This window comes from Bradyrhizobium macuxiense, from assembly GCF_001542415.1.
In the GTDB taxonomy this organism is placed as follows: domain Bacteria; phylum Pseudomonadota; class Alphaproteobacteria; order Rhizobiales; family Xanthobacteraceae; genus Bradyrhizobium; species Bradyrhizobium macuxiense.
The window spans coordinates 196,741-221,630 of record NZ_LNCU01000072.1 but is presented as its reverse complement, the minus strand read 5'-3'; the positions used below and the strand labels follow the sequence as shown (position 1 = coordinate 221,630).

The window sequence follows — 24,890 nt, the reverse complement described above, 5'->3', positions numbered from 1 at the left end:
CATATTGTGAGCACAAATCTTGTGCAGTCAAGCTTCTTGCCTACAGTTTAGACACTTCCACCATTTGCGCAAGTGCACTGCAACAAAATCTGCTTTTCCCACAGTCATCTGGAAACGCTCTGTTTTTGCGCAGCGGTCATGCTAAGGGCTGTGCGCGGCGCCCCCGTCGCGTCTCCCTCATCCCTGATTCGTCTGTCACTGGTTCAAAATGCCGAAGCCTGACCGTACCGCAGCCATCCTTGTCGCAGCTGGACGCGGACTGCGCGCCGGCGCGGGCGGGCCGAAGCAATACCGGACCATCGGCGGACAGACCGTGATCTACCGCGCGATGGAGGCTTTCTCCGGGCATCCGGACGTGTTTGCGGTCCAGCCCGTGGTCAATCCCGACGATGCCGCCCTTTTCCGCGAGGCCGTCGCCGGCCTCCGTCATCAGCCGCCCACTCCCGGCGGCGCGACCCGACAGGCCTCCGTGCATGCGGGGCTCGAGGCGCTGGCCAAGGAAAAGCCTGATATCGTGCTGATCCACGACGCCGCGCGCGCCTTCGTCACTCCAGCCGTGATCTCGCGCGCGATCGCGGCCGCGGGCCGTACCGGTGCTGCGATCCCGGTGGTCCCCGTGACCGACACGATCAAGCTCACCGGCGACACCGGCGACGTCGAGGCGACGCCGGAGCGCGCACGCTTGCGGATCGCGCAGACGCCACAAGCCTTTCGTTTCGACGTGATACTGGAAGCGCATCGTCGCGCGGCGCGTGAAGGCCGCAGCGATTTCACCGACGATGCCGCGCTCGCGGAGTGGGCGGGATTGACGGTTGCGACTTTTGAAGGTGATCCTGCCAACATGAAACTCACGACGCCCGAAGACTTCGTCCGCGAGGAAGCGCGACTGGCCAGCCAGCTCGGCGACATCAGGACCGGCACCGGCTATGACGTCCACGCCTTCGGCGACGGCGACCACCTGATGATCTGCGGCGTGCGCGTGCCGCATACCAAGGGCTTTCTCGCCCATTCCGACGGCGATGTCGGGCTGCACGCGCTGGTCGACGCCATCCTCGGCGCCCTGGCTGACGGCGATATCGGTTCGCACTTCCCACCGAGCGACGCCAAATGGAAGGGCGCCTCGTCCGACCAGTTTCTCAAATACGCGGTCGAGCGCGTCACGGCGCGCGGCGGACGTATCGCCAACCTCGAGGTGACGCTGATCTGCGAGCGCCCGAAGATCGGCCCGCTGCGCGACACCATGCGCGCGAGGATCGCGGAGATCTCCGGCGTTCACATCTCACGCGTGGCGGTGAAGGCGACCACCAGCGAGCGACTCGGCTTCACCGGTCGCGAGGAAGGCATCGCGGCAACCGCGAGCGCCACCATCCGCCTCCCCTGGACCGATCAAGGTTGGGACGACAAAGGCCGGAGCGCGTAACATGGGCGGCAGCGACGCTCGTGCCCTCTCCCGCTCGCTGCTCGACCTGTGCCGGATGCGCAAGCTGACCGTCGCGACCGCCGAATCCTGCACAGGCGGGCTCGTTGCCGGTGCGCTCACCGACATCCCCGGCTCCTCCGACGTGATCGACCGCGGTTTCGTGACCTATTCCAACGAGGCCAAACGGGCGATGCTCGGCGTCAAGGCGGCAACGCTCGAGACCTTCGGCGCGGTGAGCAAGGAAACCGCGACCGCGATGGCAATCGGCGCGCTGGAGAAGGCCGGCGTCGATCTCGCAGTTTCCATCACCGGCATCGCAGGCCCAGGCGGCGCGACGCCGGGCAAGCCGGTGGGGCTGGTGCATTTCGCCGTTGCGGCGCGCGACGGCCGCATCATTCACCGCGAACAACGGTTCGGTGCGATCGGACGCAGCGCAGTGCGTCAACGCTCCGTGGTCGAAGCCTTGCGAATGCTGATGGAATTGGCGCGTCCTCCGCAGACCGCCAAGCCACGCCGCGAGGCTGTGAGCCGTTTGCGGCCGCGGGTTGCCCGTTCACCGCGAAGTCACGCCACGAAACGTCGCCGATCACCCCGCGGATGATCGGCGCGGAATGAGTCACGTGCACAAGGCCTCGTCCTGCCGCGTGTCAACTGCGACCCGGTGACGCTCGTTCAGCGGGAACGAAGCAGCTCGTCGGCTGTTATCACTCGATCACCCTCGCCTTTGATTCCCAGCCCAACAAGGAGACAATAATGAAGCTGCGAACCATGCTTGTGGCTGCGACGACGGCGGCCATGACGCTTTCGGCCGTCGTACCCTCGTTCGCCGCGCCACTTGCGCCTGCAGCGTTGCAGGATCAGCCGACATCCGTCCAGCAGGTGCAGTATCGTCACTGGCATGGCGGTCCTGGCTATCGCGGCGGCTACGGTTATCGCGGCGGATATTATGGCCATCGGCACGGCGGCAACGGCGCGGCCATCATCGGCGGCCTCGCCGCCGGCGCGATCATCGGCGGCGCAATCGCCGCGAGCCAGGCGAAAGCCAACAACGACGCCTACTGCTCGCAGCGCTTCCGCTCCTACGATCCGGCGTCTGGGACCTATCTCTCCAGCAGCGGCGGACGTCGCCCCTGCCCGTAAGCAGAATCCGTAACGGTTCTGTCATGCCCGGCCTCGCGCCGGGCATTGTCGTTTCTGCGGATACGCAACATTGAAAACGCGCGAGCCGGCCCATTAGGTCGAAGCTTGCGGTTTCCCATAGATCTGATCTGCCCGCTTCTCGAATGCGGCCGCGAAGCGTGAAAACGCGGCGTCGAACATCGAGCCCATCAGCAGCGCAAGCATCCGGCTCTTGAACTCGTAGGACAGGAAGAATCCGACGTCGCAATCGGTTTCGGACTTCGCCTCGAAGGTCCAACGATTCTCGAGATTGCTGAAAGGGCCCCGCAAATATTCGACCAGGATTTTCATATTGGGCCGGTCCAGCGTCACCTTGCTGGTGAAGGATTCGCGCACCAGCTTGAACGAGACGGTCATGTCGGCGATCACGACCTCGGTGCCGTCGTCCTTCGGGGTGCGCTGGCGGATCTTCAACGAATGGCACAGCGGCACGAATTCCGGATAGCGCTCGACGTCGGCGACCAGATCGAACATTTGCTGTGCGGCGTGGCGAACCCGCCGCTTGCTGGAAAATCGGGGCATCAGTGGATACTCGCACGATTTTGCTTCAGCGCGAGGTCCTCCAGATAGTCATCCGCCTGCTCCCGATCGGTGAAGCAGACCAGCGCCTGATCGGGACGCAAACCCGCGAAGAACTCGACCATTTTCGGCCGCTGCTGCTGGCGATAGGTCCAGACATAGCGAAAGAATTCGAGATCGATCTTCTCCGGACAGCCGGCCGCCATCTCGGGGCGAACCTTGCCATAGCTCCCGGCGATCCGCCTGAGGATACCGAACATGCACGTCGACCGCGGCAGGTCGAACCAGATGATCGTATCCGAGAGCTGGCGGCGCAATTCACCCGCGCCGCTCCCCATGTAGTTCCCGTCCATGATCCAGCGCGGTTGACGCGCCGCATCCGTCATGCGGCGCTGGAATTCCTCCGCGTCGGACTCGACCCAACCCGGTTTCCAGAACAACGCATCGATCGATACGGATGGAATGCCGGTGATGTCGGAGAGCCGCCGCGCAAACGTCGACTTGCCGGACCCTGACGATCCCATCACCAGAACGCGCTGCATTGGTCAGTCCACGGCTGGAACACGATTCGGAAAAGCCGGCACTGGACTTCCGGAAAGATCGTGCTCGATGAAACGATGGAGCGCGATGACGCATGGTCACCGCTGCCTAGTATTTAGCGGCCGCGAGCCACGCGCGCCGCTTGCAGTTTCGCAAAATCCTCGCCGGCGTGATGCGACGAACGCGTCAGCGGGCTCGCCGACACCATCAGGAATCCCTTGGTATAGGCGACGCGCTCATAGCCGCCGAATTCGTCCGGCGTCACGTAGCGCATCACGGCATGATGCTTGCGGGTCGGCTGCAGGTACTGGCCGATAGTCAGGAAATCGACCTCGGCCGAACGCAGGTCGTCCATCACCTGCAACACCTCGTGCCGCTCCTCGCCGAGGCCGACCATGATGCCCGACTTGGTGAAGATGGTCGGATCCATTTCCTTGACCCGCTGCAGGAGCCGGATCGAATGGAAATAGCGCGCACCGGGGCGAACCGTGAGGTAACGCGACGGCACGGTTTCCAGATTGTGATTGAACACATCGGGCTTGGCCGCGACCACGCGGTCCAGCGCGCCGTCCTTGCGCAGGAAATCCGGCGTCAGGATCTCGATCGTGGTGGTCGGGCAACGGGCACGGATCGCGCGGATCGTTTGCGCAAAATGCTCGGCACCGCCATCGGCGAGATCGTCGCGGTCGACCGAGGTTACAACCACATGGGTCAGGCCGAGCTTGAAGGTCGCTTCCGCAACGTAGTCGGGCTCGTGGGCCTCGAGCGCGGCCGGCATGCCGGTCTTGACGTTGCAGAACGCACAGGCCCGCGTGCAGGTGTCCCCCATGATCATAAAGGTGGCGTGCTTCTTGTCCCAGCACTCGCCGATATTGGGGCAGCCCGCCTCTTCGCACACCGTGACGAGGCTGTTCTCCTTGACGATCCGGCGCGTGTCGGCATAGCCGCGCGTGTTCGGCGCGCGGACGCGGATCCAGTCCGGCTTCGGCGGCGACACGGCGTCCGGCCGGTTCACCTTTTCGGGGTGCCGCGGACGGACCGGCGTGGTTGAGATTGTATCGACGATAGTGACCATAGGTGCCTGCAAGTCGCGAGAGACCTTAGCTAATCCGTGTTGGCGCGGCTCGCAACCCGGCCCACGACCCTAGCAGACCGCCCGATATATTGGCAGTCTTTCGGTCCGTTCCGCCCCGATTCTCAGCTGAAAATGGCTCAAAAACCCAAATCGACCAGAGCGACTGCGCCGCGTCTCGGCAAGCAGCTGAAACGCAGCTTCTTTGACCGCAGCGTCCATGAAGTCGCACCCGACCTGATCGGCACCACGTTCCTGGTCAATGGCGTCGGCGGCATCATCGTCGAGGTCGAGGCCTATCATCAGGGCGAGCCGGCAGCACACTCATACCGCGGGCCCACCCCGCGCAACCAGGTGATGTTCGGTCCGCCGGGTTTCTCCTACGTCTACCGCTCTTATGGCATCCATTGGTGCGTGAATTTCGTCTGCGAGGGGGCCGGCACGGCCAGTGCCGTGCTGATCCGCGCGCTGGAGCCGACCCACGGGATTGCCGCCATGGCCCGGCGGCGCGGACTGGATGATGTCCGCGCACTGTGCTCGGGGCCGGGCAAGCTCTGCGAGGCGCTCGGCATCACGATCGCCGAGAGCGAATTGGCACTCGACCGTCCGCCGCTCGCGCTCTATGCGCGCGCCGAAACACCTGACATCGTCACCGGCGTGCGAATCGGCATCACCAAGGCGGTCGAGTTGCCCTGGCGTTACGGGGTGAAGGGATCGAAATTCCTCAGCAAGCCGTTTGCGCGGTAAAATGCAGATGGCCAGTCAGCGCCGATCGATGTGCACAATCCCATATGGATTGAACTTGAAATCATCGGGCTGATAAGACGAGTCGTGGGAGAGCCGCGCCTTGCGATCGCTGAGGACCGTCTCCACCCCGCGCCGCGCGAGTTCATCGCCGACGTCGTCCATCACGGCAACCACCTCGCGCTCGCTGCCGTAGGTCTTGGCGACATAGACCTCGGGCAGTCCGACGAGATGATAGCCGACCGTCTCCAGATAGGCTTCGCTCCCCAATGGCCGCTTGGCGAAGGCCAGGCGGCAGACACGCAGGAGCGCCGCAAGTAGGACGGATGATAATCACGCAGCCCCGGCGTACCGTCGTGTCGCCGGCGGCGACGCCTGCGTCCCAAAACGCACCGACCTCGGTGCGCGAGTTCGCCTTGAAGCACCAGTGCCGGCCGAACGCCTCCTCGGGCTTCGGACTTTTGCTGATCGAGAGATAGACGCGGTCCGGACAGTCCGGCCGCGCCCGCTCGCCATAGCCGAGCCAATCGTCGCGGCGGCGATGTCGGAGACCGTGATCGAGACGTGATACAGCATCGCCTTGATCCGCGCCGTTATGAAGCCTTCTTGAGACGCTCGAGTGCATCGAGGATCTTTGCCCTGCGCTCCCGCGCGGCTTCGAGCTTTTCCTTTTCTTCCTCGACGAGTTCTTCCGGCGCATTGGCGACGAATTTCTCGTTGGCGAGCTTGGCATCGACGCGCTTGATGTCGGCGTCGGCCTTGCCGAGTTCCTTCTCAAGTCGCGCGCGCTCGGCGGCCAGATCGATCACGCCCTTCAGCGGCAGCGCGACGACTTCGCCGCGCACGAGAAGCTGCACAGCGCCTTCCGGCGCGGTGTCTGCGAACGAAATATCCGACAGCCGCGCAAGGCGCTTGATGGTGTCGTTCCAACGCTGCGCGCGGTCCCGTGTCTCCCCGGAGGTCGTCACAATCACCAGCGGCGTCAGCGTCGACGGCGGGATGTTCATCTCCGCCTTGACCGAGCGCATCGCGGTGACGAGGTCGACCACCCAACCGATCTCGGCTTCCGCCGCCGGATCGCTGAAGTCGTCAGCGTCGAGTGCCGCAATGACGGGCGGAATGATCTCACCATTCGGCCCTGCCAATGCCATCGACGCCAGCTCTTCGCCGCTCAGGGCGGTCGCCTTGCGCGGCCAGGCTTCGAGCACCAGCAGGCCGTCGCGCTTGGCCGTCACCGCCCACAACTCCTCAGTGATGAACGGCATGAAGGGATGCAGCAGCTTCAGGATCTCGTCGCGCGTCCAGGCGATCATGGCGCGGGTCTCGGTCTTCGTCGCCCCCTCCTCGCCCATCAGCACGGGCTTGGCGAGCTCGAGATACCAGTCGCAGAACACGTTCCACACGAAGCGGTAGATCGCGCCGGCGGCATCGTTGAAGCGATAGCCCTGGATCGCTTCGGTCACCTCGCGGGTGGCCCGCGAGGTCTCATGTGCGATCCAGCGGTTCAAGGTCTCCTTCGCGCCCTTCGGATCGAAAATGTCCGCCTTCGCGCACTCGTTCATCTCGGCGAAGCGGCAGGCGTTCCAGAACTTGGTCGCGAAATTGCGGTTGGTCTCGACCAGGTGCGGCGACAGGCGGATGTTATGGCCCTGCGCTGCTTCCCGGGTCAGCGCGAAGCGGAGCGCGTCGGCGCCGTATTCGTCGATCACGCCGAGCGGGTCGATGACGTTGCCCTTCGACTTCGACATCTTCGAGCCCTTCTCGTCAAGAACGAGACGGTGGATGTAGACGGTCGAGAACGGGGCCTGCTTCGTGAAATGCAGGCCCATCATCATCATCCGGGCGACCCAGAAGAAGATGATGTCGAACCCTGTGACGAGCGTACTGGTCGGGTAATAGCGCTTCACCTCGACCGTATCGTCAGGCCAGCCGAGCGTCGAGAACGGCCACAGCGCCGACGAGAACCAGGTGTCGAGCACGTCTTCGTCGCGTGTGATGAAGCCCTCGCGCTTGGCGGGGTCGAGCGCCATCTCCCGACCCTGCTCCGGCGTGATGACCTCCTGCTCGGCGTAATAGCCGAGTGCATTGCCGACCGCCTCTTCCTCGGTCTCGGCGACGAACACCTTGCCGTCGGGCCCGTACCACGCCGGGATCTGGTGACCCCACCAGAGCTGACGCGAGATGCACCAGGGCTGGATGTTCTCCATCCACTCGAAATAGGTCTTTTCCCAGTTCTTCGGCACGAAGGTGGTTTCGCCCGAACGCACCGCCGCCATCGCCGGCTGCGCCAGTGTCTTGGCGTCGACGTACCACTGGTCGGTCAGATAGGGCTCGATCACGACGCCGGAGCGGTCGCCATGCGGCACCATGTGCGTGTTGGGCTCGATCCGCTCGAGGAATCCGAACTCGTCGAGCCGCGTCACGATCTTCTTGCGCGCGGCGAAGCGCTCGATGTGGTGAAACTCCTCGGCAAACTCCGCGGCGCCCTCGGGCAAGCCGCGCAGGTAATCCTCGTTGCCAACCAGGTTGAGGCAGCCCTCCTGGTCGAGCACGCTGATCTGCGGCAAGCCGTGACGCCTGCCGATCTCGAAGTCGTTGAAGTCGTGCGCCGGCGTCACCTTGACGGCACCCGAGCCCTTTTCCGGATCGGAATAGTCGTCAGCGACGATCGGAATCTTGCGGCCGACCAGTGGCAGGATCACGTGTTGGCCGACGAGATCGGTGTAGCGCTCGTCGTCGGGATGCACAGCAACCGCGGTGTCGCCGAGCATTGTCTCGGGACGCGTGGTCGCGACCACGATGAACGATTTGGGATCCTCGGGGCTGAACGAGCGGCCCTCGATCGGATAGCGCAGGTACCAGAGGCTGCCCTTGACCTCGACCTGCTGCACTTCGAGATCGGAGATCGCGGTGAGCAGCTTCGGGTCCCAGTTGACGAGACGCTTGTCCTTGTAGATCAGCCCCTGGCGGTGCAGCTCGACGAACACCTTGACGACGGCGCGCGACAGCCCCTCATCCATGGTGAAGCGCTCGCGCGACCAGTCGCAGGATGCGCCAAGCCGCTTCAGCTGGTTGACGATGGTGCCGCCGCTCTCGGCTTTCCACTTCCAGACCCGCTCGAGGAACTTGGCGCGGCCCATGTCGCGCCGGCCGGGCTCCTGCCGTTCCATCAATTGGCGTTCGACCACCATCTGGGTCGCGATACCGGCATGGTCGGTACCGGGCTGCCACAGCACATCGCGGCCGCGCATCCGCTCGAAACGGCACAGGATGTCCTGCAGCGTGTTGTTGAGCGCGTGCCCCATATGCAGCGAGCCGGTCACGTTCGGCGGCGGGATCACGATGGTGAAAGGCGCGGCGTCCGTGCGCTCGGGCCGTCCGGCCTTGAACGCGCCGCTGTCCTCCCAGATCTGGGACATCCGGCGCTCGATATCGGCGGGCTGGTAGTTTTTCTCGATCATGACAATGCGATTTGAACCATGGAAACGGCTAGAAAGCCGCCCGAACGAGCCAAGTCAACCGGACCGGCAGGCGGAAACGGCGATTAGGGCAAGTTTGGGTGGCTGAATGAGGGCCGCAAGCCCTGCGGCCAGGCTTATCGTCCGCGGGACACCCGCTCGATCTCGGCCTTGACGATCCGCTCGACGAGCCCGGGCAGATTATCGTCCAGCCACGCCTTCAGCATCGGCCGCAGCATTTCCTTGACCAGATCCTCAAGCGTCCGGGCATTGTTGCTGAGCACGGTATTGGCCAGCGAATTGAAGGCGGATTCCACCGCCCGCATCGTGCTTCCGGAGATGATCGGCTGCATCGAAGCGGTGTCGATCGGCGGCGGCTCCCGAACCGGTTCATGGATCGGCGCTCGCATCCGTGCGGAGGCGTCCGCGAATTCGACATCGTCCTCCGGCTCGACTTTCCGGAACGAAGGGGCCGCTTCCGGAACCGGCGTGGGTTCGGGCAGCGCCATGTCGTCGGTGAGTTCGAACACGTCGCCATCGGGCTGCGAAGCCCTGATATCGGCTGGCGGCGTCGCCTCGTCGAGGCTGGCCAGAAGCGAATCGATATCGTCCTGGCTGTTGCTCGCTGCCGGTGCCGGCGACGGTGCAGGTTTTGCTGTCGGCGGAGTCGGCGGGGCAGTCTTCGCGGCAGGGGCCGCTGCTGGCGGAGGGCTCTTCATGGCAGGCTTGGCCTGTGGTGGCGGCTCGACCTTGGGCGCCGGCGGCGCAGCAACAGCAGCAGGCTTCTCGGCAGCACCTGGCTTCGCTTCGTCGTCGGCAATGATGCGACGGATCGACGCCAGAATCTCCTCCATCGAGGGCTCTTGGACCTTTGCAGGTTGCGTCATCGCCGACTCCACATCGAAACCATTTTACATCAAGCCCAGGAGGATTCGCCGGTTCCGAATTTGCAGGCTGAGATTTTCGTCACTCACGCCCGACTTGTCCCCAGATCAAGCCCACCAGAGGCTGCGCGCAGGCTCGTGCCGCCCGTGACACCCACTGTCGCGTCATGCCATCGGCCGTGCCGCGAATCGCCTTGCTGCCCGACAAAACGGTACGTCAGGCCATTTATCGATTGCAAGCAAACGCGCCTGTTTGTGGTCCTGATTGACTCAGAACCACAAACTAGGCGCGTCAGGCGACGTTGATGTGGCGGTTAGCGGCCGTCGGGCGTACGAACGCCGGCCCAGCTGTCACGCACCTGCTGATAGTGCACGCTGGCGTCATAGACGTTGGTTTTGAGGCCCATCACTTGCGGCGACAGCCGTCCGATCGCGTTCAGCACGTTGTAGGAGGCCACGACGCGATCGTGCTGTGCAGTGACCAGCGCGTTGCGGGCGTTCACGAGAGCCTGCTGTGCGTTGAGCACGTCGAGCGTGGTGCGCTGGCCGGCCTTGGCTTCTTCGCGCACGCCGTTCAGCGCGATCTCCGAGGCCGTTACCTGCGATTGTGCTGATGCCACCTGGGCCTTGCCGGCGACCAACTGGCCCCAGGCGGTGACGACGTCGGCGCGAGCCTGGTTCCGGGTCTGCTCCAGAACCTGGCGCTGCTGCGAAAGCGATTCCTTGGACTGCCGGATCAAAGAATACTCGGCACCGCCCTGATAGATCGGCACCGACACATTAACCGATGCCGCCGCATTGAAGGCGCGGTTCACCGACAACTGCTGTTGGTAGCCCTGGGTGACATTCGCCTGCAGCCCAACCGTCGGAAACAGCGCGCCCTCATTGACCTTGACCTGGAGGAAGTTGATATCGACACCATACATCGCCGACGTCACGTTCGGGTTCTGGGTCAGGCTCAATTCCACGGCAGCTGCCAGTGTCTTCGGCAGGAAACGATCAACCGGCGAACCCGGCGCCAAATTCTCCGGCTCGTTGCCGATGATGCGACGGAAGTTCGATCGCGTCGTGGTGAGATTCGATTCGGCCTGGAGCTGCTGGGTCCTGCCGGCCGCGAGTTGCGCCTCGGACTGCGCGACGTCTGTCCGCGTCACTTCACCGACATTGAAGCGGTCCTGCGTCTGCTTCAGCGTCTGCTCGAGCACGCGCGTGTTGCTGCGCTGGACCTCGACGATCGCGGCATCGCGAAGGTAATCCATATAGATCTGCGCCGCCTGCAGCATCACGGACTGCTCCAGCACGCGCAAGCCCTCGCGCGCCGATGACACCTGGCTTTCCGCGGCGCGTACCTTGGGTGCGGTCTGCGCATTGAACAGGGACTGGTTCACCGTCAGGCCCACACTGGCTGGGTTTTGGGTGCCATGGATCGGATCGGTGTGCGGACCCAATTGCTCGTCGGTATATTGATATCCGCCGCTCACGGTCAGTGAGGCCCTCGGACGATAGCCCGAGAGGGCCTGCGGCACGTTTTCGTCGATCGACCGCACTTGCGCGCGTTGCGCGTTGAGCTGGGGATTGTTCTGGTAGGCCCGCACCAATGCGGCCTCGATTGTATCGGCCAATGCGGGCGCAGGGCCCATCTCAGCCAACATAAGGACCGCAATCGCAGCCGCGGTGATAACCTTCACCCCATGCATCCCCGAAATTCCATTCATTTTGTAGTCGCCGAGCTCCTGCACACGAGCCGGGCGCCGCTTCAGACGAAGTGAGTCCCGCCTCACCTTAGTCTGCAGCTAGGGGCAACGGAACCACCCCGCAATGAAACACAGCGGAAACTCTTCACGTGGGGCAAACGGGCCACACTTCTGATTCCGAACGGGATTTTATCAGGTGTGCAGCGCGGTAACGGTTGGAGGCGCCTAGAAGACGAACGCGGGAAGCCGTCCTAATCCAGGCAAAACCGGGGCCGTGCCGTCGAACAATTCGCGATGTCCGAAATCGTCGTGGTAGTGAGTCACCAGATTGACCCGGGGCGGCTGCGTCAAGCCGAAGACCCCAACCAGCCGGCCACCTTCCTTGAGCTGGGCATAGAGACCGGTCGGGATAATCTCGGTGGCGCCATTGAGGACGATGACGTCATACGGCGCACCGTCGGAATCGCCATCGGCCGCAGCCGCGGACTTCACAGAGGCATTCTGGATGCCGAGCTGCGTCAACACCGCGGTCGCCTTCGCCGCGAGGGCGGGATCGCTCTCGGTGGCGCTCACCTGCGCGGCGAAGCGCGCCACCACCGCGGCGGCATACCCGGTCGCACAGCCGACGACCAGCACGCGATCGCTATTCTTGATGTCGGCCGCCTGCAGCATCTTGGCGAGCAGCGCTGGCTGAATCAGGTAGCGCTTGGTGGCACCGCTTTCGGCGACGTCGAGATCGAGGTCGAGATAGGCCAGCGCCTGCTTGTCAGCCGGCACGAAGGCCTCGCGCGGGATCGTGAGCATGGCATCGAGGATTCGCTCATCGGTGACGTCGCTCGGACGCACCTGACCATCGACCATATACTGGCGCGCGGCCGAAAAACCGGACATTGGCGGGACCCTGCAAGTCGCGCGGCGTAGCCGCTGGGGGAGCTAGAACAGGGCCACCTTTTGAAACAAGCTCCGCCAAAACGCAACATGGCGCTGGCGCGCCTGGCCGTGCCGCAGGGCGCCGTGCGGCATCCGTTTACTCGATGGTGACGGCGAGCCGGCTGATCAGGCGGGCCACCTCGTCGAGATGTTCGGAATCATGCTCCTCGACGGCTTTCGCCAGCCGGCGCAGGCATTCATCGTCGCTGATATCGGGGACATCGCTGGGAACGAGCGTCGGCTGTGAAGACGACAGATCGATCAGGATATCGGACATGAAAATCACCTCTCAAACGCCGGCGAGAGGAAAGATCGACAAGTTTTAAGTCGATTTAACGACGAATCTTGCCTGTCTGTAACAGGCCACGGGCTTGTGAACGGCGATTGGGACGTGTCGATGGGGCCAAAAACTGGCTCCCCGGGCTGGATTCGAACCAGCGACCATTCGATTAACAGTCGAATGCTCTACCGCTGAGCTACCGAGGAATAGGCGAACCAATTGTTCGCGAGGGGGCAGCGTATAACAAAGCCTTTCGGCCTTGCAAAGAACGAAATGGCGCTTCCGGGCAACTTTAGCAGGATATGGAAAATGACTGCGTGGCAAGGGTTTGCCCGGGCACGTAGGGGGCCGGACGCGATCTCCGCCTCCCCCGCAGCGCCGTTCGAGGAGGCTCAGGATCCGCGCCCCGGCGGCGCCCTGATTCCTAGTCGGGCGCCAGCGGACTTGGATGCGAGGCCCCTCTTATCTCGCGGCGACGGCCGCAACGAACAGCGCCGTCGCCGCGGTCGACGCAACCGTCCGCACGTGATTCCAGAATGTCCACTCGGTCAGGTAACGTGCCTACACAGGTGCGGCCCGCACTGGTTGCGGGGTCGGTGGCCGCAAGCTGGTCGTTGACCGGCACGTTGAAAACGATTGGGATCACGAACATCCCGGCGACGTAGAGCGTGAGCAACATTGTCGAACGCAGCGGCGTGGCGTTCGGCTCGCTCTATCAATACTTCCCGGACAAGGCCGCGATCATCGGCACGCTGGCCGAGCGCTACAATTCCGTCGGGCGCGCGTGCGTGCGCCGCGACCTTTCTGCGGTGAGAACAGTGCGCGACGTGCATCCGGCGCTCTGCCGCGTCGTCGATAGCTACTACGACATTTTCATGCGCGAGCCGGTGATGCGCAACATCTGGCAGGCGACGCGAGCCGACCGCGCCCTGCAGAAAATCGACGCCGAGGACATGACCTTCCTGTCAGGCCTGTTGTCCGACACTATCAGGCGCATTGCGCCGGGCACTCCGCCGGCCGCCCTCACGGCGTATTCTCACCTGATCATGACGTTGATCGCCGCCACCATGCATCATGCCCATCACGCTGCCCCCGAAGCAGGCTCAGCAGATGCTGGTGCTGTTCAAAGCCATGCTGCCACGCGATCTGGCCAAGCTGGCCTGATGGTACGGTCTTGCTGCTCGAACACCGCCGATTGGTCGCGCTAGCGCTTCGCGATGGACGAGGTTGTCACGCCGTGTTCGCCGAGTTGCACCACGACGGGCGCGAGTTGTGATCGCCGACAATCATCCGCAGCTTGCCTTCATGGTCGCGTCTCCCTAGAGCTGTTCGCCGGAGGCGGCATCGGCGGGATTGCGCGAACAGATTTTTTGAGAATGTGATTTCTCTCACAGCAGGTCCAAGGCTGACGGACCTTAAGTTCCGGGCGGGAGTTATCAGCAGTTTATTTCACCGGGCCGGACGTCGGCGTTTTTTAGCTAAAATTCGAACGATCCGCTCAATCCAGACACAAGACAGTTTTGCAACCATGGCGCTCTCGAACCCCGGAGAGCGCGATGAGCGAAGTGGAATTTGATCTGTTGTTGGACGCCGTGCGAACGGCCGTCGCGCCTGGTTCCGAGGAGGCTTTTTTGGCCCAGTCCCTGCCCCGCATCCAGCCGCCGCCGCGCGCCGCCAATGACAATCAGGCGCCCTGGCCGCTGATTCCGTTTCCCGAAGGCTGGTACGCCGCCAGCTAAGGCAGCGTCTCAGCTATCGATTGCAAATCATTGAGGAGATGGGTGGAGGCCACGACCAGAATTGAACTGGTGTACACGGTTTTGCAGACCGTTGCGTAACCACTCCGCCACGTGGCCCCACGCGCCGCACTCATATACGGCCTCTCTCCGATAGGCAACCGAGCCGGACCGCAATCGCCCCTTCGGGCCAATTGGCCCTGGTTGACGTAACCGCAGGCCCTAGCTCCGCTTGCGCCTGCGGTAGTCCCGCTTCTTCGGTTTCGGTGCCAGTTCCGGCATTTTGGCCTGAACTTCGCGGAATTTCGCCAGCATCCGCTCGAAACTGGCGGTCAGTGTTTCCGCAATGTCCTGCCGCTTCTCCAGTCCCGCCAGCAGCAGCGCCGCCGCCTCGATCGTGGACAGGCCATCGCGCCGCGGTTCCCGGCGCAACTGGCCGTACCGCGAGGGCCGTTTCGGTCCGAGAATCACCCGCTGGCACTTCAGCATCCAGGCATTGCGCCACCACAGCGCCTTGGCCTGGCTCCAGGTACCGTCGAGCAGCACGATGCCCTCGATGTCGGCGAGGATGCCGCGCTGGCCAGGCTCCAGCTCGCCCTTGCGGTTGATGGCGACGATCTCGGCATCGGTATCGAGGTCCTCGACCTTGGCCGAGCCGAGATAGAGCACCGCCCAGCGCGAAGGATCGGCCACCGGCCGACCGAGCGCCTTGGAAAGGCTCGCCCAGGACAGCCCGATCCGCACCACCGCGTTCTTGAAATGGAGCGCAGTCAACCGCGCAGTGCCGAGCGCCCTGTCCTGCTCCTGCGGATGCTGCAGGATCAGGAGTTGGATGCGGCTCTCAATCGGCGTGACGCTGTCGCAGATGCACAGCGGCAACGGCTTGCCGCAACACTGGCAGTCCTCCAGCGGTGCGGCAACAAGATCAGTCTTTGTTTCGGTGGGGTCCGACATAGGTCCGCTATACGCCAGAGATCGCGCATTTCAACCTATTCCGCCGGCGCATGCACAGCCGATGGCGCCGAGCGCTGCCGCAGCCGGTCGATCAGCAGATAGATCACGGGGGTGGTGTAGAGCGTCAGGATCTGGGAGACGAACAGGCCGCCGATGATGGTAATGCCGAGCGGCCGGCGCAGCTCGGTGCCCGGACCGGCCGCTATGACAAGCGGAATGCCTGCAAACAGCGCCGCCATCGTCGTCATCAGGATGGGCCGGAAGCGCGCCCGGCAGGCTTCGAAGATCGCGTCCCGCGAGGACAGTCCCTGATGGCGCTCGGCCTCCAGCGCGAAGTCGACCATCATGATGCCGTTCTTCTTGACGATGCCGATCAGCAGGATGATGCCGACAAAGGCGATCACGGTCAGCGGCGTATTCGTGACCTGCAGCGCCAGCAAGGCGCCGAGGCCCGCCGAGGGTAACGTCGAGATGATCGTGATCGGATGCGCCAAGCTCTCATAGAGCACGCCGAGCACGATATACATCGCGATCAGCGCGCCGAGGATGAGAAGGGGTTGCCGCCCGCTGGTCTTCCTGAAGTCGCCGGCGTTGCCGTCGAAGCTGCCTCGAATGCCCTCCGGCATGTGCAGCTCGTTGACCGCCTGCTGGATGTTCGTGGTCGCGACCCCCATCGGCACGTCCGGCAACAGGTTGAACGACACCGTGGTCGAGGGGAATCCGCCCGAATGATAGACCGCCAGCGGCGACAATCCCCGCTGGTAATGCACCACGGCCGACAGCGGGACCTGCACATCGTTGGCGCCGGCAATGTAGATGCGCTCGAGGTTCGAGGGATCGCTCTGGAATTTCGGATTGATCTCCAACACCACCATGTACTGGTTGCGCTGGGTATAGACGATTGAGATCTGCCGCTGCGAGAACGCATTGTTGAGCGCATTGTCGATGTCCTGGACGCGGACACCGAGGCTCGATGCGATCTTGCGGTCGATCACGAGATTGAGCTGCAGTCCCCCCGGATCGCGGTCGGAAGATACGTCGGTGATGCCCTCCACCGTCTCCATCCGCTTGGCCACGATCGGCGCCCATTTCTGCAGCAGCTCGAGGTCGGTCGAGGACAGCGTATACTGATAGTTGGAATCGCTCTGCCGACCGCCGGTGCGGATGTCCTGCGCCGCGAACATGAACAGGCGGATGCCCGGCACCATGAACAGGTTTCGGCGCAGCCGGTCGATCACCTGCTCGGTCGTCAGGCCGCCCCGCTCCTGCGGCGGCTTGAGGCTGATGAACATGGTGCCGCGGTTCGAGGTGCTGCCGCCGACCGATGACCCGATTCCGGCGACCGCGGGGTCGGCCATCACGATATCCGCAAGCTGCTGCTGCAGCCCGAGCATCGCCTGGAAGGAGATATCGGGAGAGGCGCGGGTCGAGCCGATCACGAAGCCGCTGTCGTCGGTGGGAAAATATCCCTTCGGCGTCTTGATGTAGAGCGTCACCGTCAGCGCGATAGTGGCGAAGAACACCAGCAGCGTCAGGAAGGGGTAACCGAGCACGACGCGCAGCGTCCAGGTGTAGAACGCCACAACCCGCGACAGCGTGCCCTCGATCGCGCGGTCGTACCAGGTCGCGTGGTCGGAGGTCGTCTCCTTGATGTAGTGTGCGCAGATCATCGGCGTGACCGTGAGCGACACCACGGTCGAGACCACGATCGCAAAGGTCAGTGTCAGCGAGAATTCGCGCAACAGCCGGCCCACGATCCCGTCCATGAAGATCAGCGGCGTGAACGCTGCGATCAGCGACAGCGAGATCGACAGCACCGTGAAGCCGATCTGCTTGGCGCCCTCGAGCGCAGCCGGAAACGGCGCCATGCCCTGCTCGAGATTGCGGTACATGTTCTCGATCATCACGATGGCGTCGTCGACCACGAAGCCGACGGAGATCGCGAGCGCCATCAGCGACAGATTGTCGATCGAGAAGCCTGCGAGCCACATGCCGCCGCAGGTGCCGGCCAGCGCCAGCGGCACCGACACGCCGGCGGCGATCGTCGGTACGCCCCGGCGCAGGAACACGAACACCACGACCATCACCAGCATCACGGTCGCAAGCAACGTGAGCTGCATGTCCTGGACGCTCGCCCGGATCGTGCCGGTCCGGTCGACCAGGGTCGAGATTTCGACGCCGGCCGGGATCCACTGCCTCAGCTCGGGGATCAGCGCACGGACGCGATCGACGGTGTCGATGACGTTGGCGTCGCCCTGCTTTGTGATCTGGATCAGGACCGCGGGCTGCTTATTGAACCAGGCGATCGAACGGGCGTTACGGACGGAGTCCGCGACCTCGGCGACATCTGAGAGCCGCACGAAGCTGCCATTCGAGCTCTTGATCATGATGTCGCGGAACTCGGCCGCCGTGCGCATCTGCTTGTTGATCGAGAGCGTCTCGCTCTGCCGGTCGCCGTTGAAGATGCCGACCGGGCCGAGCGGATTGGCGTTGACGATGGCGGTGCGGACATCGTCGGTCGCGATCCCGGCATTGGCCAGCGCCACCGGGTTGAGCGAGATGCGCACCGCCGGCTGGTCGGCGCCGCTGACGGTGACCTCGCCCACGCCCGGAACCTGCGAGATGCGCTGCGCCAGCACCGTGTCGGCGACATCGTACATCGCACTGGTCGAGATCGTCTTCGAGGTCAGCGCCAGCACGAAGACGGGGGCCGCAGCCGGATTGGCCTTGCGGAATTTGGGCAGCGACGGTAGGTCGCTCGGCAGATCGGCGAGCGAGGCATTGATCGCGGCCTGCACGTCGCGCGCAGCGCGATCGATGTCGCGGCCGATCGAGAACTGGACCTGAATGCTGGTCGAGCCCAGCGAGCTCGTGGAGGTGATCTGGTCGATGCCGGCGATCTCGCCGAGCTTGCGCTCGAGCGGCGCCGCCACGGTCGCGGCCATCACCGACGGGTCGGCGCCGGGCCGGGTCGCCTGCACTCGGATCATCGGAAAGTCGACGCTCGGAACCGAAGACACCGGCAAGAACTCGTAGGCGACGATGCCGACCAGGAACAGCCCGATCGCAAGCAGCGTGGTGCCCACCGGCCTGCGGATGAAGGGGTCCGAGATCGACATCACTGCATGCCCTCGGTCGCGCCTGCGACCGGCGGGCCCTGCGGACCGGCCTCCGGTACCGCCTTCTCGATACGGCGATTGAGCCGGTCGAGCGCCAGATAGATTACCGGCGTGGTGTAGAGTGTCAGCAACTGGCTGAGCAGGAGGCCGCCGATGATGGAGATGCCGAGCGGAAAGCGCAGCTCGGATCCGGTGCCGCTTTCGATCGCGAGTGGCAGCGCGCCGAACAGCGCGGCCAAGGTCGTCATCATGATCGGGCGGAAGCGCAACAGGCAGGCCTGCACGATCGCGTCATAGGACGACATGCCCTTGTGCCGCTCGGCTTCCAGCGCAAAGTCGATCATCATGATCGCGTTCTTCTTGACGATGCCCATCAGGAGGATGATGCCGATCAGGCCGATCACGGAGAGATCCTGTCCGCACAGCATCAGCGCGAGGATGGCACCGACGCCGGCCGACGGCAGTGTCGACAGGATGGTGATCGGATGGATGTAGCTTTCATAGAGCACGCCGAGCACGATGTAGATCGTGATGATCGCAGCCAGGATCAGCCAGGGCTGTCCCGCGAGCGATCGCGCGAACTCGGCGGCGTCGCCGGAATAGATGCCGACGATGCTGCCGGGCATGCCGATCCGGGTCTCGATCGTCTTCACCGCCGCGACCGCGTCGCCCAGCGCCTCCCCGGGCGCCAGGTTGAAGCTGAGCGAGACCGACGGGAATTGCGCCTGGTGCGAGATCGCCAGCGGCGCCGTGGTCCGCGTCAGTGTCGCCACCGCTGATAACGGCACCTGCGCGCCGTTCGTGCCGGGCACATAGAGCTTGTCCAGGATCGACGGGTCGCGCTGATACATCGGCAGCGCCTCGAGCACCACGCGGTACTGGTTGGCCTGGCCGTAGATCGTCGAGATCTGCCGCTGGGCGAAGGCGTCGTTGAGCGTGTCGGTCACGGCCTGCAGATTGACGCCGAGCTGGCCGGCGCGCTGGCGGTTGATGTCGAGCGCCGCGCGCAAGCCGCCGTCCTGCGTCTCCGACGAGACGTCGCGGAAGATCGGATCGCGCCGCATTTCGGCGACCAGCTTCTGCGCCCATTCCGACACTTCGGCGGCGTCGGTACCGGTCAGCGTGTACTGATATTGCGAGCGGCTCGACTGGGTCGAGATCTGCACATCCTGCACCGGCTGGAAGTAGACCGTCATGCCGGGGATCGTCGCCACTTTCTGCTTGAGGCGCGCGATCACCGCCGCGACGTCGCCGCGCCGCTGGTCGCGCGGTTTCAGCGTCATCACCAGACGCCCGACATTGGTGGTCGGATTGACCGAGCCCGCGCCGATCACCGAGACGACGCCGGTCACGTCGGGATCGGCCTTGATCATGTCGGAGGCCGCGGTCTGCCGGCGCTGCATTTCCGCGAACGAGACGTCGGGGCCGGCCTCCGTCACCGCCGTGATCGAGGAGGTGTCCTGCAGCGGCAGAAAGCCCTTCGGCGCGATCACATACATGAGCAGCGTCAGTGCGATCGTCGCGAACGTCGCCACGAGCGTCGCGCGCTGGCGCTGCAGCACCCACAGCAGCGTGCGGCGGTAGAGCTCCACCATATAGTCGATGAAGCGGCTGACCGCGGCAAGCCCGCGAACTGCGACCTCCTCGTGGATGTTCTTGAGCAGCCGCGAGCACATCATCGGGGTCAGCGTCAGCGAGACCACCGCCGAGGTCACGACCGCGATCGTCAGCGTCAGCGCGAATTCGCGGAACATGCGGCCGACCAGGCCCGACATGAACAGCAGCGGGATGAACACGGCGATCAGCGACACTGTCAGCGAGATCACGGTGAAGCCGATCTCGCTGGCGCCCTTCAGCGACGCCTCCATCACCGTTTCGCCCTCTTCCATGTGGCGGACGATGTTCTCGATCATGACGATAGCGTCGTCGACCACGAAGCCGGTTCCGATCGTCAGCGCCATCAGCGACAGATTGTCGAGGCTGAAGCCGGCAAAATACATGATGCCGAAGCTCGTGATCAGGGACAGCGGCAGCGCCACGCCCGCGATCAGCGTCGCGCGCAGCGACCGCAGGAACAGCAGCACCACCAGCGTCACCAGCACCACGCTCAGGATCAGCGTGAACTGCACGTCGTGGACAGACGCCCGGATCGTCACCGTGCGGTCGGACACGACAGTCAATTTGACGCCGGCCGGGATCGACCGCTGCATCCGCGGAATTTCAGTCCGGATCTGCTTGACGACGTCGATGACGTTGGCGCCGGGCTGGCGCTGGATGTCGATGATGACCGCCGGCGTGCCCTGGTACCAGCCACCGGTGCGGTCGTTCTCGAGCCCGTCGACGATCTCTGCGACGTCGCCGATCGTGACCGGCGCCCCATTGCGATAAGCGATGATGACCGGCCTGTAGGCGTCGGCCGCGGCGATCTGATCGTTGGCGGCGATGGTGTAGGATTGCTGGGCGCCGTCGAGCGATCCCTTCGGCCCCGACACGTTGGCGCCCGCGATCGCGTTGCGCAAATCCTCCATCGCGATGCCGTAGGCCGCAAGGCGCGCCAGATCGGCCTGCACGCGCACCGCGGGTTTGAGCCCGCCGAGGATCGAGACCCGGCCGACGCCCGAAATCTGGCTCAGCCGTTGGCCCAGGATGGTGTCGGCGAGATCGCTCATCGCCCGCAGCGAGATCGTGTCTGAGGTCAGCGCCAGCGTCATGACCGGCGCGTCCGCCGGGTTCACCTTGGCGTAGACGGGTGGATACGGCAGCGTCTTCGGCAGAATGCCGGCCGCGGCATTGATCGCCGCCTGCACGTCCTGCGTTGCGCCGTCGATGTCGCGGTTGAGATCGAACTGCAGCGAGATCTGGCTGACGCCGAACGAGCTCGTCGAATTCATCGACGACAGCGACGGGATCTGGCCGAGCTGCCGCTCGAGCGGCGCGGTGATCAGCGAAGCGATCACGTCGGGGCTGGCGCCCGGCAGTTGCGTCGTGACCTGCACAGTCGGGAAGTCGACCTGCGGCAGCGCCGAGACCGGCAGCGCCCAGTAGCCGAGCGCGCCGCCAATCATCAGCGCAATGCCGAGCAGCGAGGTCGCGATCGGCCGGCGGATAAACGGTTCGGAGACGCTCATGGCTGCGACTTCGCCGCGCCGCCTGACTGTTCGCCCCCTGCTGCCGGCGCCGGTCCGGTCTGCCCCTTCTGATCGCCCTCGCTGTGCTGGTGCCGGCCGCCGTGCTGCTCGCCGTTCTTGCCCTGCCCCTGGCCCCCACCCTTGCCATCGGGATTGCGGCCTCGCTTGCGCGGCGCGAGATCGGCGGCTGGAGCCGGCCCGTCCTTGCCGATGAGGACCTTCGAACCGTCGGCGAGATTGGCGAAGCCGGTCGTCACGACGCGATCTGACGTGGTCAGGCCGCTCGCGATGACCGCGTCGTGCTCGTTCTGTTGCGTCACGGTGACCGGCTTCGCGGTCACGACGTTGTCCGCGCCGATCACATAGCTGAACGTGCCGGCCGGGCCGCGCTGCACCGCCGAGGTCGGCACCACGATCGCCTGCGCCAGCGTCTCCACCTTGAGGCGGACATTGACGAATTGTCCGGGCCAGAGCTGGTAACTGGCATTGGGAAATTCGGCCTTCAGCTTCAGCGTGCCGGTGGTTGGATCGACCTGGTTGTCGATGCCGGTCAGCTTGCCGGTATCGATCACGGTGACACCGTCATTGCCGAACACGTCGACGGCAAGCGCGCCCTTGGCCGCCGCCGCATTCACCCGCGTGATCTGCTGCTGCGGCAGGCTGAACCATACCGCAATCGGCTGCAGCTGGGTCAGGATGACGAGCCCGGTGGTGTCGGACGCGTGGATGATATTGCCCTGGTCAACCTGGCGCAGGCCGGCGCGCCCCGAGATCGGCGCGATGATCTTGGTGTAGCTCAGCGTCGCCGCCGCGTTTTCGATCGCCGCCTGATCGGCCCTGACCAGCGCCTCCTGCTGCGCCACCACCGCCTTCTGCGTATCCGCCTGCTGCTTCGAGCCGGCATTGGTGGCGGCGAGTTGCTGGTAGCGTGCGAGGTCGAGCCTCTGATTGGCGAGCAGCGCCTCGTCCTGCGCCTTCTTGGCGACCGCCTGGTCGTATTGCGCCTGGTAGATCGCGGGATCGATCTCGCCAAGCACGTCGTCCTTCTTGACGTCCTGGCCCTCGACGAAATTCACCTTGATGAGCTTGCCGTCGACCTGCGAGCGCACGGTCACGGTGTTCAGCGCCTTCACCGAGCCGACGCCGTCGAGATAGACCGGCACATCCTGCACGCGCGGCGTCGCTGCAAGCACCGGGACCGGCAAGTCCGGCCGCATACCCGCGCGGCGGCCGCCACCGCCGCCCTGCTTTTGCTGAATCGCAAGCCACCCGAGATAACCGAGACCGCCCAGAATCACGAGCGTGATGATCAGCGACACCATGCGCTTGAGCGCGCGCGAGAGCGGGCCCGGCTTGCGCGGCGCCGTGGTTTTCTCGTCATCTCCAGTGTCGGGCTTAAAGAGCATCGACCGGTCTTTCCATCTTCGGCTCCCAGCCGCCCCCGAGCGCCTGATACAGGCCCACAATCGCCAGCAGCCGGGCCAGTTGGGCCTGGGAGTAGGCATCTTCAGCCTGAAAGAGGGTCAGCTGCGTGTTTAGCACAGTTACGATGTCGGCGGTGCCGGCCCTGAGCTGCTGCTCGGCCAGATCGAAGGCACGTCGCGACGCCGACAGCACGTCGCGCTGCAGCTGCAGCCTCTTCGTGGTCTCGCGGATCGCGACCAGCGCGTTGTCGACATCGGTGAAAGCCTGGACCACCGTCTTGCGGTAGGTCTGCAGCAATTCATCCTGCTTGGCCTTGCTGTATTCGAAGTTGCCGAGGATCCTGCCGCCGTCGAAGATCGGCTGCGTCGCGCTGCCGACCAGGTTGAAGAAGGCCGCATGCGGCTGGAATAGCGACACCAGCGCCTGGCTCTGATAGCCGCCCTGCCCGGTCAGCTGGATGCTTGGGTAGAATTGAGCGCGTGCGCTGCCGACATTCGCTGTCGCCGAGGCAAGCTGGGCCTCCTGTCTGCGGATATCAGGCCGCTGGGTCAGCAATTCCGACGGCAGGCCCGGCGTGACCTTCGGAATCGCGACCGCGTTGAGCGAGCCGCCAGAGATGCGCACGCTTTCCGGCGGCCGCGATACCAGCACGGCAAGCGCGTTGATGTTCTGGTCGAGCGTTTGCCGCAGCGGCGGCACCAGGGCGCGCTGGTTGGCCAGCACGCTCTCCTGCTGCGCGACGTCGAGGTCAGTGCCGGTGCCGGCCTTGAAGCGATCCTTGATCGCATTGAGGATGCGTTCGGCGCTGGTAATATTGCGTTGCGCGGTGCGCAGGCGGTCCTGGGTGCCGAGTACCGTGAAATAGGCGGTGGCAACCGTCGTCAGCGTTGTCAGCGCCGTCACCTCGCGATCGAATCGGTTGGCAACGGCGGTCTCCTCCGCAGCCTGCGCGGCATCGCGGTTCTGCCCCCAGAAGTCGAGCTGGTAGCTCGCGCTCAACGACGTGCTGTAGTTGACGACCTCGCGGCCGCCGATGGACAGGCCGCTTGCGCTGGAACCCGAAGTGCGCGAATAGGCTTCCTGTCCGCCGACGGAGACGCTCGGCAAGAGCGCCGCGCCGGCCTGGCGCGCCAACGCATCGGCCTGGCGGAATCGGGCCACGGCCGCGGCGATGTCCAGGTTGACGACCTGGGCCTCCTCCATCAACTGCGTCAGCTCGGTCGAGCGGAAGGCCCGCCACCAGTCGAGCGTGGGCAGTGCGTCGCCGGCCCGGGCTTGCTGCACGGCCTTGTAGCCCCGCGGGATATCCAGCGCGGGATCCGGGATATCCTGGGTCAGGATGCAGCCGGCGGAGCTTGCGACAAGACCGAGCGCGACGAGCGAGCGCCCGGCAAGGTCTCGCAAGCGGACAACGAGGCCTGCTCCGCCTCCAGGCACCGTCACGGAAGCGGGCTGGGTCACACCCATTCTCCGCTCCGCACAGACCTCGCCTGTGGCGCACGAATGACGCGAGCGACGATGGTCTGCGGGATATTCACGGGTGATGCTTCCAATGGAGCCGTGCTGCCATATTACCCTTGCGAAGATGGGGCGGACAGCCCTCGCAAGGCCACGCGATGTCGCACGCGGCTCGATTCGGAACCACGGAAATTGCGACTTTCCCCGGTTTTTGCAGCATTGCCGCACACTCCGGGCTGCGCGCGGACATCCCGATCCTTGCGAAGAATTCATGGGGATTTCTCGGGGCCTGTTGCGCCGAATCCGCAACTCGCCGGCCTCGACAGTCGCTGTCGCGCCAGCAAGGCACA

The 24,890-nt window shown here is 64.4% G+C and carries 20 protein-coding genes and 2 tRNA genes; 6 read left to right on the top strand and 16 right to left on the bottom strand.

What is annotated here, in order from left to right; translation table 11 throughout:
* Nucleotides 1–208: 208 nt before the first annotated feature.
* The 3 genes from AS156_RS21250 to AS156_RS21240 all read left to right on the top strand — a co-directional run bounded on the left by AS156_RS21250 (nt 209) and on the right by AS156_RS21240 (nt 2,560).
* Nucleotides 209–1,420: a bifunctional 2-C-methyl-D-erythritol 4-phosphate cytidylyltransferase/2-C-methyl-D-erythritol 2,4-cyclodiphosphate synthase gene (locus AS156_RS21250; RefSeq protein WP_066508290.1), complete on the top strand. Its 1,212-nt coding sequence runs from the start codon at nt 209–211 to the stop codon at nt 1,418–1,420.
* A gap of 1 nt (nt 1,421) precedes the next feature.
* Complete coding sequence (locus AS156_RS21245; RefSeq protein WP_066508289.1) at nt 1,422–2,021, top strand: CinA family protein; 600 nt, start codon at nt 1,422–1,424, stop codon at nt 2,019–2,021.
* A 149-nt stretch (nt 2,022–2,170) separates the two neighbouring features.
* Nucleotides 2,171–2,560 (top strand): BA14K family protein, encoded by a 390-nt coding sequence (locus AS156_RS21240; RefSeq protein WP_066508288.1) that lies wholly within the window; start codon nt 2,171–2,173, stop codon nt 2,558–2,560.
* 93 nt (nt 2,561–2,653) lie between these two features.
* Here the strand turns inward: AS156_RS21240 and AS156_RS21235 are convergent, their stop codons facing one another.
* The 3 genes from AS156_RS21235 to lipA form a co-directional block, all read right to left on the bottom strand.
* On the bottom strand, nt 2,654–3,121 hold the full coding sequence (locus AS156_RS21235) for a type II toxin-antitoxin system RatA family toxin (RefSeq protein WP_066508283.1): 468 nt from the start codon (nt 3,119–3,121) through the stop codon (nt 2,654–2,656).
* On the bottom strand, nt 3,121–3,660 hold the full coding sequence (locus tag AS156_RS21230) for a P-loop NTPase family protein (protein ID WP_066508281.1): 540 nt from the start codon (nt 3,658–3,660) through the stop codon (nt 3,121–3,123). Before AS156_RS21230 ends, AS156_RS21235 begins: the two co-directional genes overlap by 1 nt.
* 113 nt (nt 3,661–3,773) lie before the next feature.
* On the bottom strand, nt 3,774–4,733 hold the full coding sequence (lipA, locus tag AS156_RS21225; protein ID WP_066508279.1) for a lipoyl synthase: 960 nt from the start codon (nt 4,731–4,733) through the stop codon (nt 3,774–3,776).
* A 132-nt stretch (nt 4,734–4,865) separates the two neighbouring features.
* Between lipA and AS156_RS21220 the strand changes: the two genes are divergently transcribed.
* Nucleotides 4,866–5,477 (top strand): DNA-3-methyladenine glycosylase, encoded by a 612-nt coding sequence (locus AS156_RS21220; protein WP_066508277.1) that lies wholly within the window; start codon nt 4,866–4,868, stop codon nt 5,475–5,477.
* A 15-nt stretch (nt 5,478–5,492) separates the two neighbouring features.
* Here AS156_RS21220 and AS156_RS43425 read toward each other — a convergent pair whose 3' ends face one another.
* The 7 genes from AS156_RS43425 to AS156_RS21185 all read right to left on the bottom strand — a co-directional run bounded on the left by AS156_RS43425 (nt 5,493) and on the right by AS156_RS21185 (nt 12,926).
* Nucleotides 5,493–5,744 carry a hypothetical protein gene (locus AS156_RS43425; RefSeq protein ID WP_066508275.1) on the bottom strand — a complete coding sequence of 84 codons (252 nt, stop codon included), beginning with the start codon at nt 5,742–5,744 and terminating at the stop codon, nt 5,493–5,495.
* A 323-nt stretch (nt 5,745–6,067) separates the two neighbouring features.
* Nucleotides 6,068–8,935, bottom strand: coding sequence for a valine--tRNA ligase (locus tag AS156_RS21210; RefSeq protein ID WP_066508273.1), 2,868 nt, complete (start codon nt 8,933–8,935; stop codon nt 6,068–6,070).
* Between the two features lie 134 nt (nt 8,936–9,069).
* Nucleotides 9,070–9,819: a PopZ family protein gene (locus AS156_RS21205; RefSeq protein WP_066508359.1), complete on the bottom strand. Its 750-nt coding sequence runs from the start codon at nt 9,817–9,819 to the stop codon at nt 9,070–9,072.
* 311 nt (nt 9,820–10,130) lie between these two features.
* Nucleotides 10,131–11,513 (bottom strand): TolC family outer membrane protein, encoded by a 1,383-nt coding sequence (locus AS156_RS21200; RefSeq protein ID WP_066508271.1) that lies wholly within the window; start codon nt 11,511–11,513, stop codon nt 10,131–10,133.
* Nucleotides 11,514–11,735: 222 nt separating this feature from the next.
* On the bottom strand, nt 11,736–12,401 hold the full coding sequence (locus AS156_RS21195) for a protein-L-isoaspartate O-methyltransferase family protein (RefSeq protein ID WP_066508268.1): 666 nt from the start codon (nt 12,399–12,401) through the stop codon (nt 11,736–11,738).
* A 136-nt stretch (nt 12,402–12,537) separates the two neighbouring features.
* Entirely contained in the window at nt 12,538–12,717 is a 180-nt protein-coding gene (locus tag AS156_RS21190; RefSeq protein WP_066508267.1) for a hypothetical protein, read from the bottom strand.
* 134 nt (nt 12,718–12,851) lie between these two features.
* Nucleotides 12,852–12,926 (bottom strand) — tRNA-Asn (locus tag AS156_RS21185).
* A 462-nt stretch (nt 12,927–13,388) separates the two neighbouring features.
* Here AS156_RS21185 and AS156_RS21180 point away from each other — a divergent pair.
* Together AS156_RS21180 and AS156_RS21175 are read left to right on the top strand one after the other, a co-directional pair.
* Nucleotides 13,389–13,928, top strand: a complete 540-nt coding sequence (locus tag AS156_RS21180) for a TetR family transcriptional regulator (RefSeq protein ID WP_245312995.1) — start codon at nt 13,389–13,391, stop codon at nt 13,926–13,928.
* A 348-nt stretch (nt 13,929–14,276) separates the two neighbouring features.
* Nucleotides 14,277–14,459 (top strand): hypothetical protein, encoded by a 183-nt coding sequence (locus tag AS156_RS21175; protein ID WP_066508266.1) that lies wholly within the window; start codon nt 14,277–14,279, stop codon nt 14,457–14,459.
* A gap of 43 nt (nt 14,460–14,502) precedes the next feature.
* Here AS156_RS21175 and AS156_RS21170 read toward each other — a convergent pair.
* From AS156_RS21170 to AS156_RS21145, 6 genes are all read right to left on the bottom strand, one after another.
* Nucleotides 14,503–14,576 (bottom strand) — tRNA-Cys (locus AS156_RS21170).
* Between the two features lie 102 nt (nt 14,577–14,678).
* Nucleotides 14,679–15,410, bottom strand: coding sequence for a tRNA-uridine aminocarboxypropyltransferase (locus AS156_RS21165; protein WP_066508265.1), 732 nt, complete (start codon nt 15,408–15,410; stop codon nt 14,679–14,681).
* A gap of 35 nt (nt 15,411–15,445) precedes the next feature.
* Nucleotides 15,446–18,532 carry an efflux RND transporter permease subunit gene (locus AS156_RS21160; RefSeq protein WP_066508264.1) on the bottom strand — a complete coding sequence of 1,029 codons (3,087 nt, stop codon included), beginning with the start codon at nt 18,530–18,532 and terminating at the stop codon, nt 15,446–15,448.
* A complete protein-coding gene (locus AS156_RS21155) occupies nt 18,529–21,657 on the bottom strand; it encodes an efflux RND transporter permease subunit (protein ID WP_066508260.1) in 3,129 nt (1,042 codons plus the stop codon). The genes AS156_RS21160 and AS156_RS21155 overlap by 4 nt, the downstream gene beginning before the upstream one ends.
* Nucleotides 21,654–23,063, bottom strand: a complete 1,410-nt coding sequence (locus AS156_RS21150; RefSeq protein ID WP_066508257.1) for an efflux RND transporter periplasmic adaptor subunit — start codon at nt 23,061–23,063, stop codon at nt 21,654–21,656. Before AS156_RS21150 ends, AS156_RS21155 begins: the two co-directional genes overlap by 4 nt.
* Entirely contained in the window at nt 23,053–24,549 is a 1,497-nt protein-coding gene (locus AS156_RS21145) for an efflux transporter outer membrane subunit (RefSeq protein WP_136626353.1), read from the bottom strand. The genes AS156_RS21150 and AS156_RS21145 overlap by 11 nt, the downstream gene beginning before the upstream one ends.
* Nucleotides 24,550–24,890: the final 341 nt, after the last annotated feature.

Excerpts from the sequence above, each read along its gene's own strand:
- AS156_RS21250 (WP_066508290.1), top strand. The coding sequence starts at position 209 with ATGCCGAAGCCTGACCGTACCGCAGCCATCCTTGTCGCAGCTGGACGC.
- AS156_RS21245 (WP_066508289.1), top strand. The coding sequence starts at position 1,422 with ATGGGCGGCAGCGACGCTCGTGCCCTCTCCCGCTCGCTGCTCGACCTG.
- AS156_RS21235 (WP_066508283.1), bottom strand. The coding sequence starts at position 3,121 with ATGCCCCGATTTTCCAGCAAGCGGCGGGTTCGCCACGCCGCACAGCAA.
- AS156_RS21230 (WP_066508281.1), bottom strand. The coding sequence starts at position 3,660 with ATGCAGCGCGTTCTGGTGATGGGATCGTCAGGGTCCGGCAAGTCGACG.
- lipA (WP_066508279.1), bottom strand. The coding sequence starts at position 4,733 with ATGGTCACTATCGTCGATACAATCTCAACCACGCCGGTCCGTCCGCGG.
- AS156_RS21220 (WP_066508277.1), top strand. The coding sequence starts at position 4,866 with ATGGCTCAAAAACCCAAATCGACCAGAGCGACTGCGCCGCGTCTCGGC.
- AS156_RS21210 (WP_066508273.1), bottom strand. The coding sequence starts at position 8,935 with ATGATCGAGAAAAACTACCAGCCCGCCGATATCGAGCGCCGGATGTCC.
- AS156_RS21205 (WP_066508359.1), bottom strand. The coding sequence starts at position 9,819 with ATGACGCAACCTGCAAAGGTCCAAGAGCCCTCGATGGAGGAGATTCTG.
- AS156_RS21200 (WP_066508271.1), bottom strand. The coding sequence starts at position 11,513 with ATGCATGGGGTGAAGGTTATCACCGCGGCTGCGATTGCGGTCCTTATG.
- AS156_RS21195 (WP_066508268.1), bottom strand. The coding sequence starts at position 12,401 with ATGTCCGGTTTTTCGGCCGCGCGCCAGTATATGGTCGATGGTCAGGTG.
- AS156_RS21190 (WP_066508267.1), bottom strand. The coding sequence starts at position 12,717 with ATGTCCGATATCCTGATCGATCTGTCGTCTTCACAGCCGACGCTCGTT.
- AS156_RS21175 (WP_066508266.1), top strand. The coding sequence starts at position 14,277 with ATGAGCGAAGTGGAATTTGATCTGTTGTTGGACGCCGTGCGAACGGCC.
- AS156_RS21165 (WP_066508265.1), bottom strand. The coding sequence starts at position 15,410 with ATGTCGGACCCCACCGAAACAAAGACTGATCTTGTTGCCGCACCGCTG.
- AS156_RS21155 (WP_066508260.1), bottom strand. The coding sequence starts at position 21,657 with ATGAGCGTCTCCGAACCGTTTATCCGCCGGCCGATCGCGACCTCGCTG.
- AS156_RS21150 (WP_066508257.1), bottom strand. The coding sequence starts at position 23,063 with ATGCTCTTTAAGCCCGACACTGGAGATGACGAGAAAACCACGGCGCCG.
- AS156_RS21145 (WP_136626353.1), bottom strand. The coding sequence starts at position 24,549 with ATGGGTGTGACCCAGCCCGCTTCCGTGACGGTGCCTGGAGGCGGAGCA.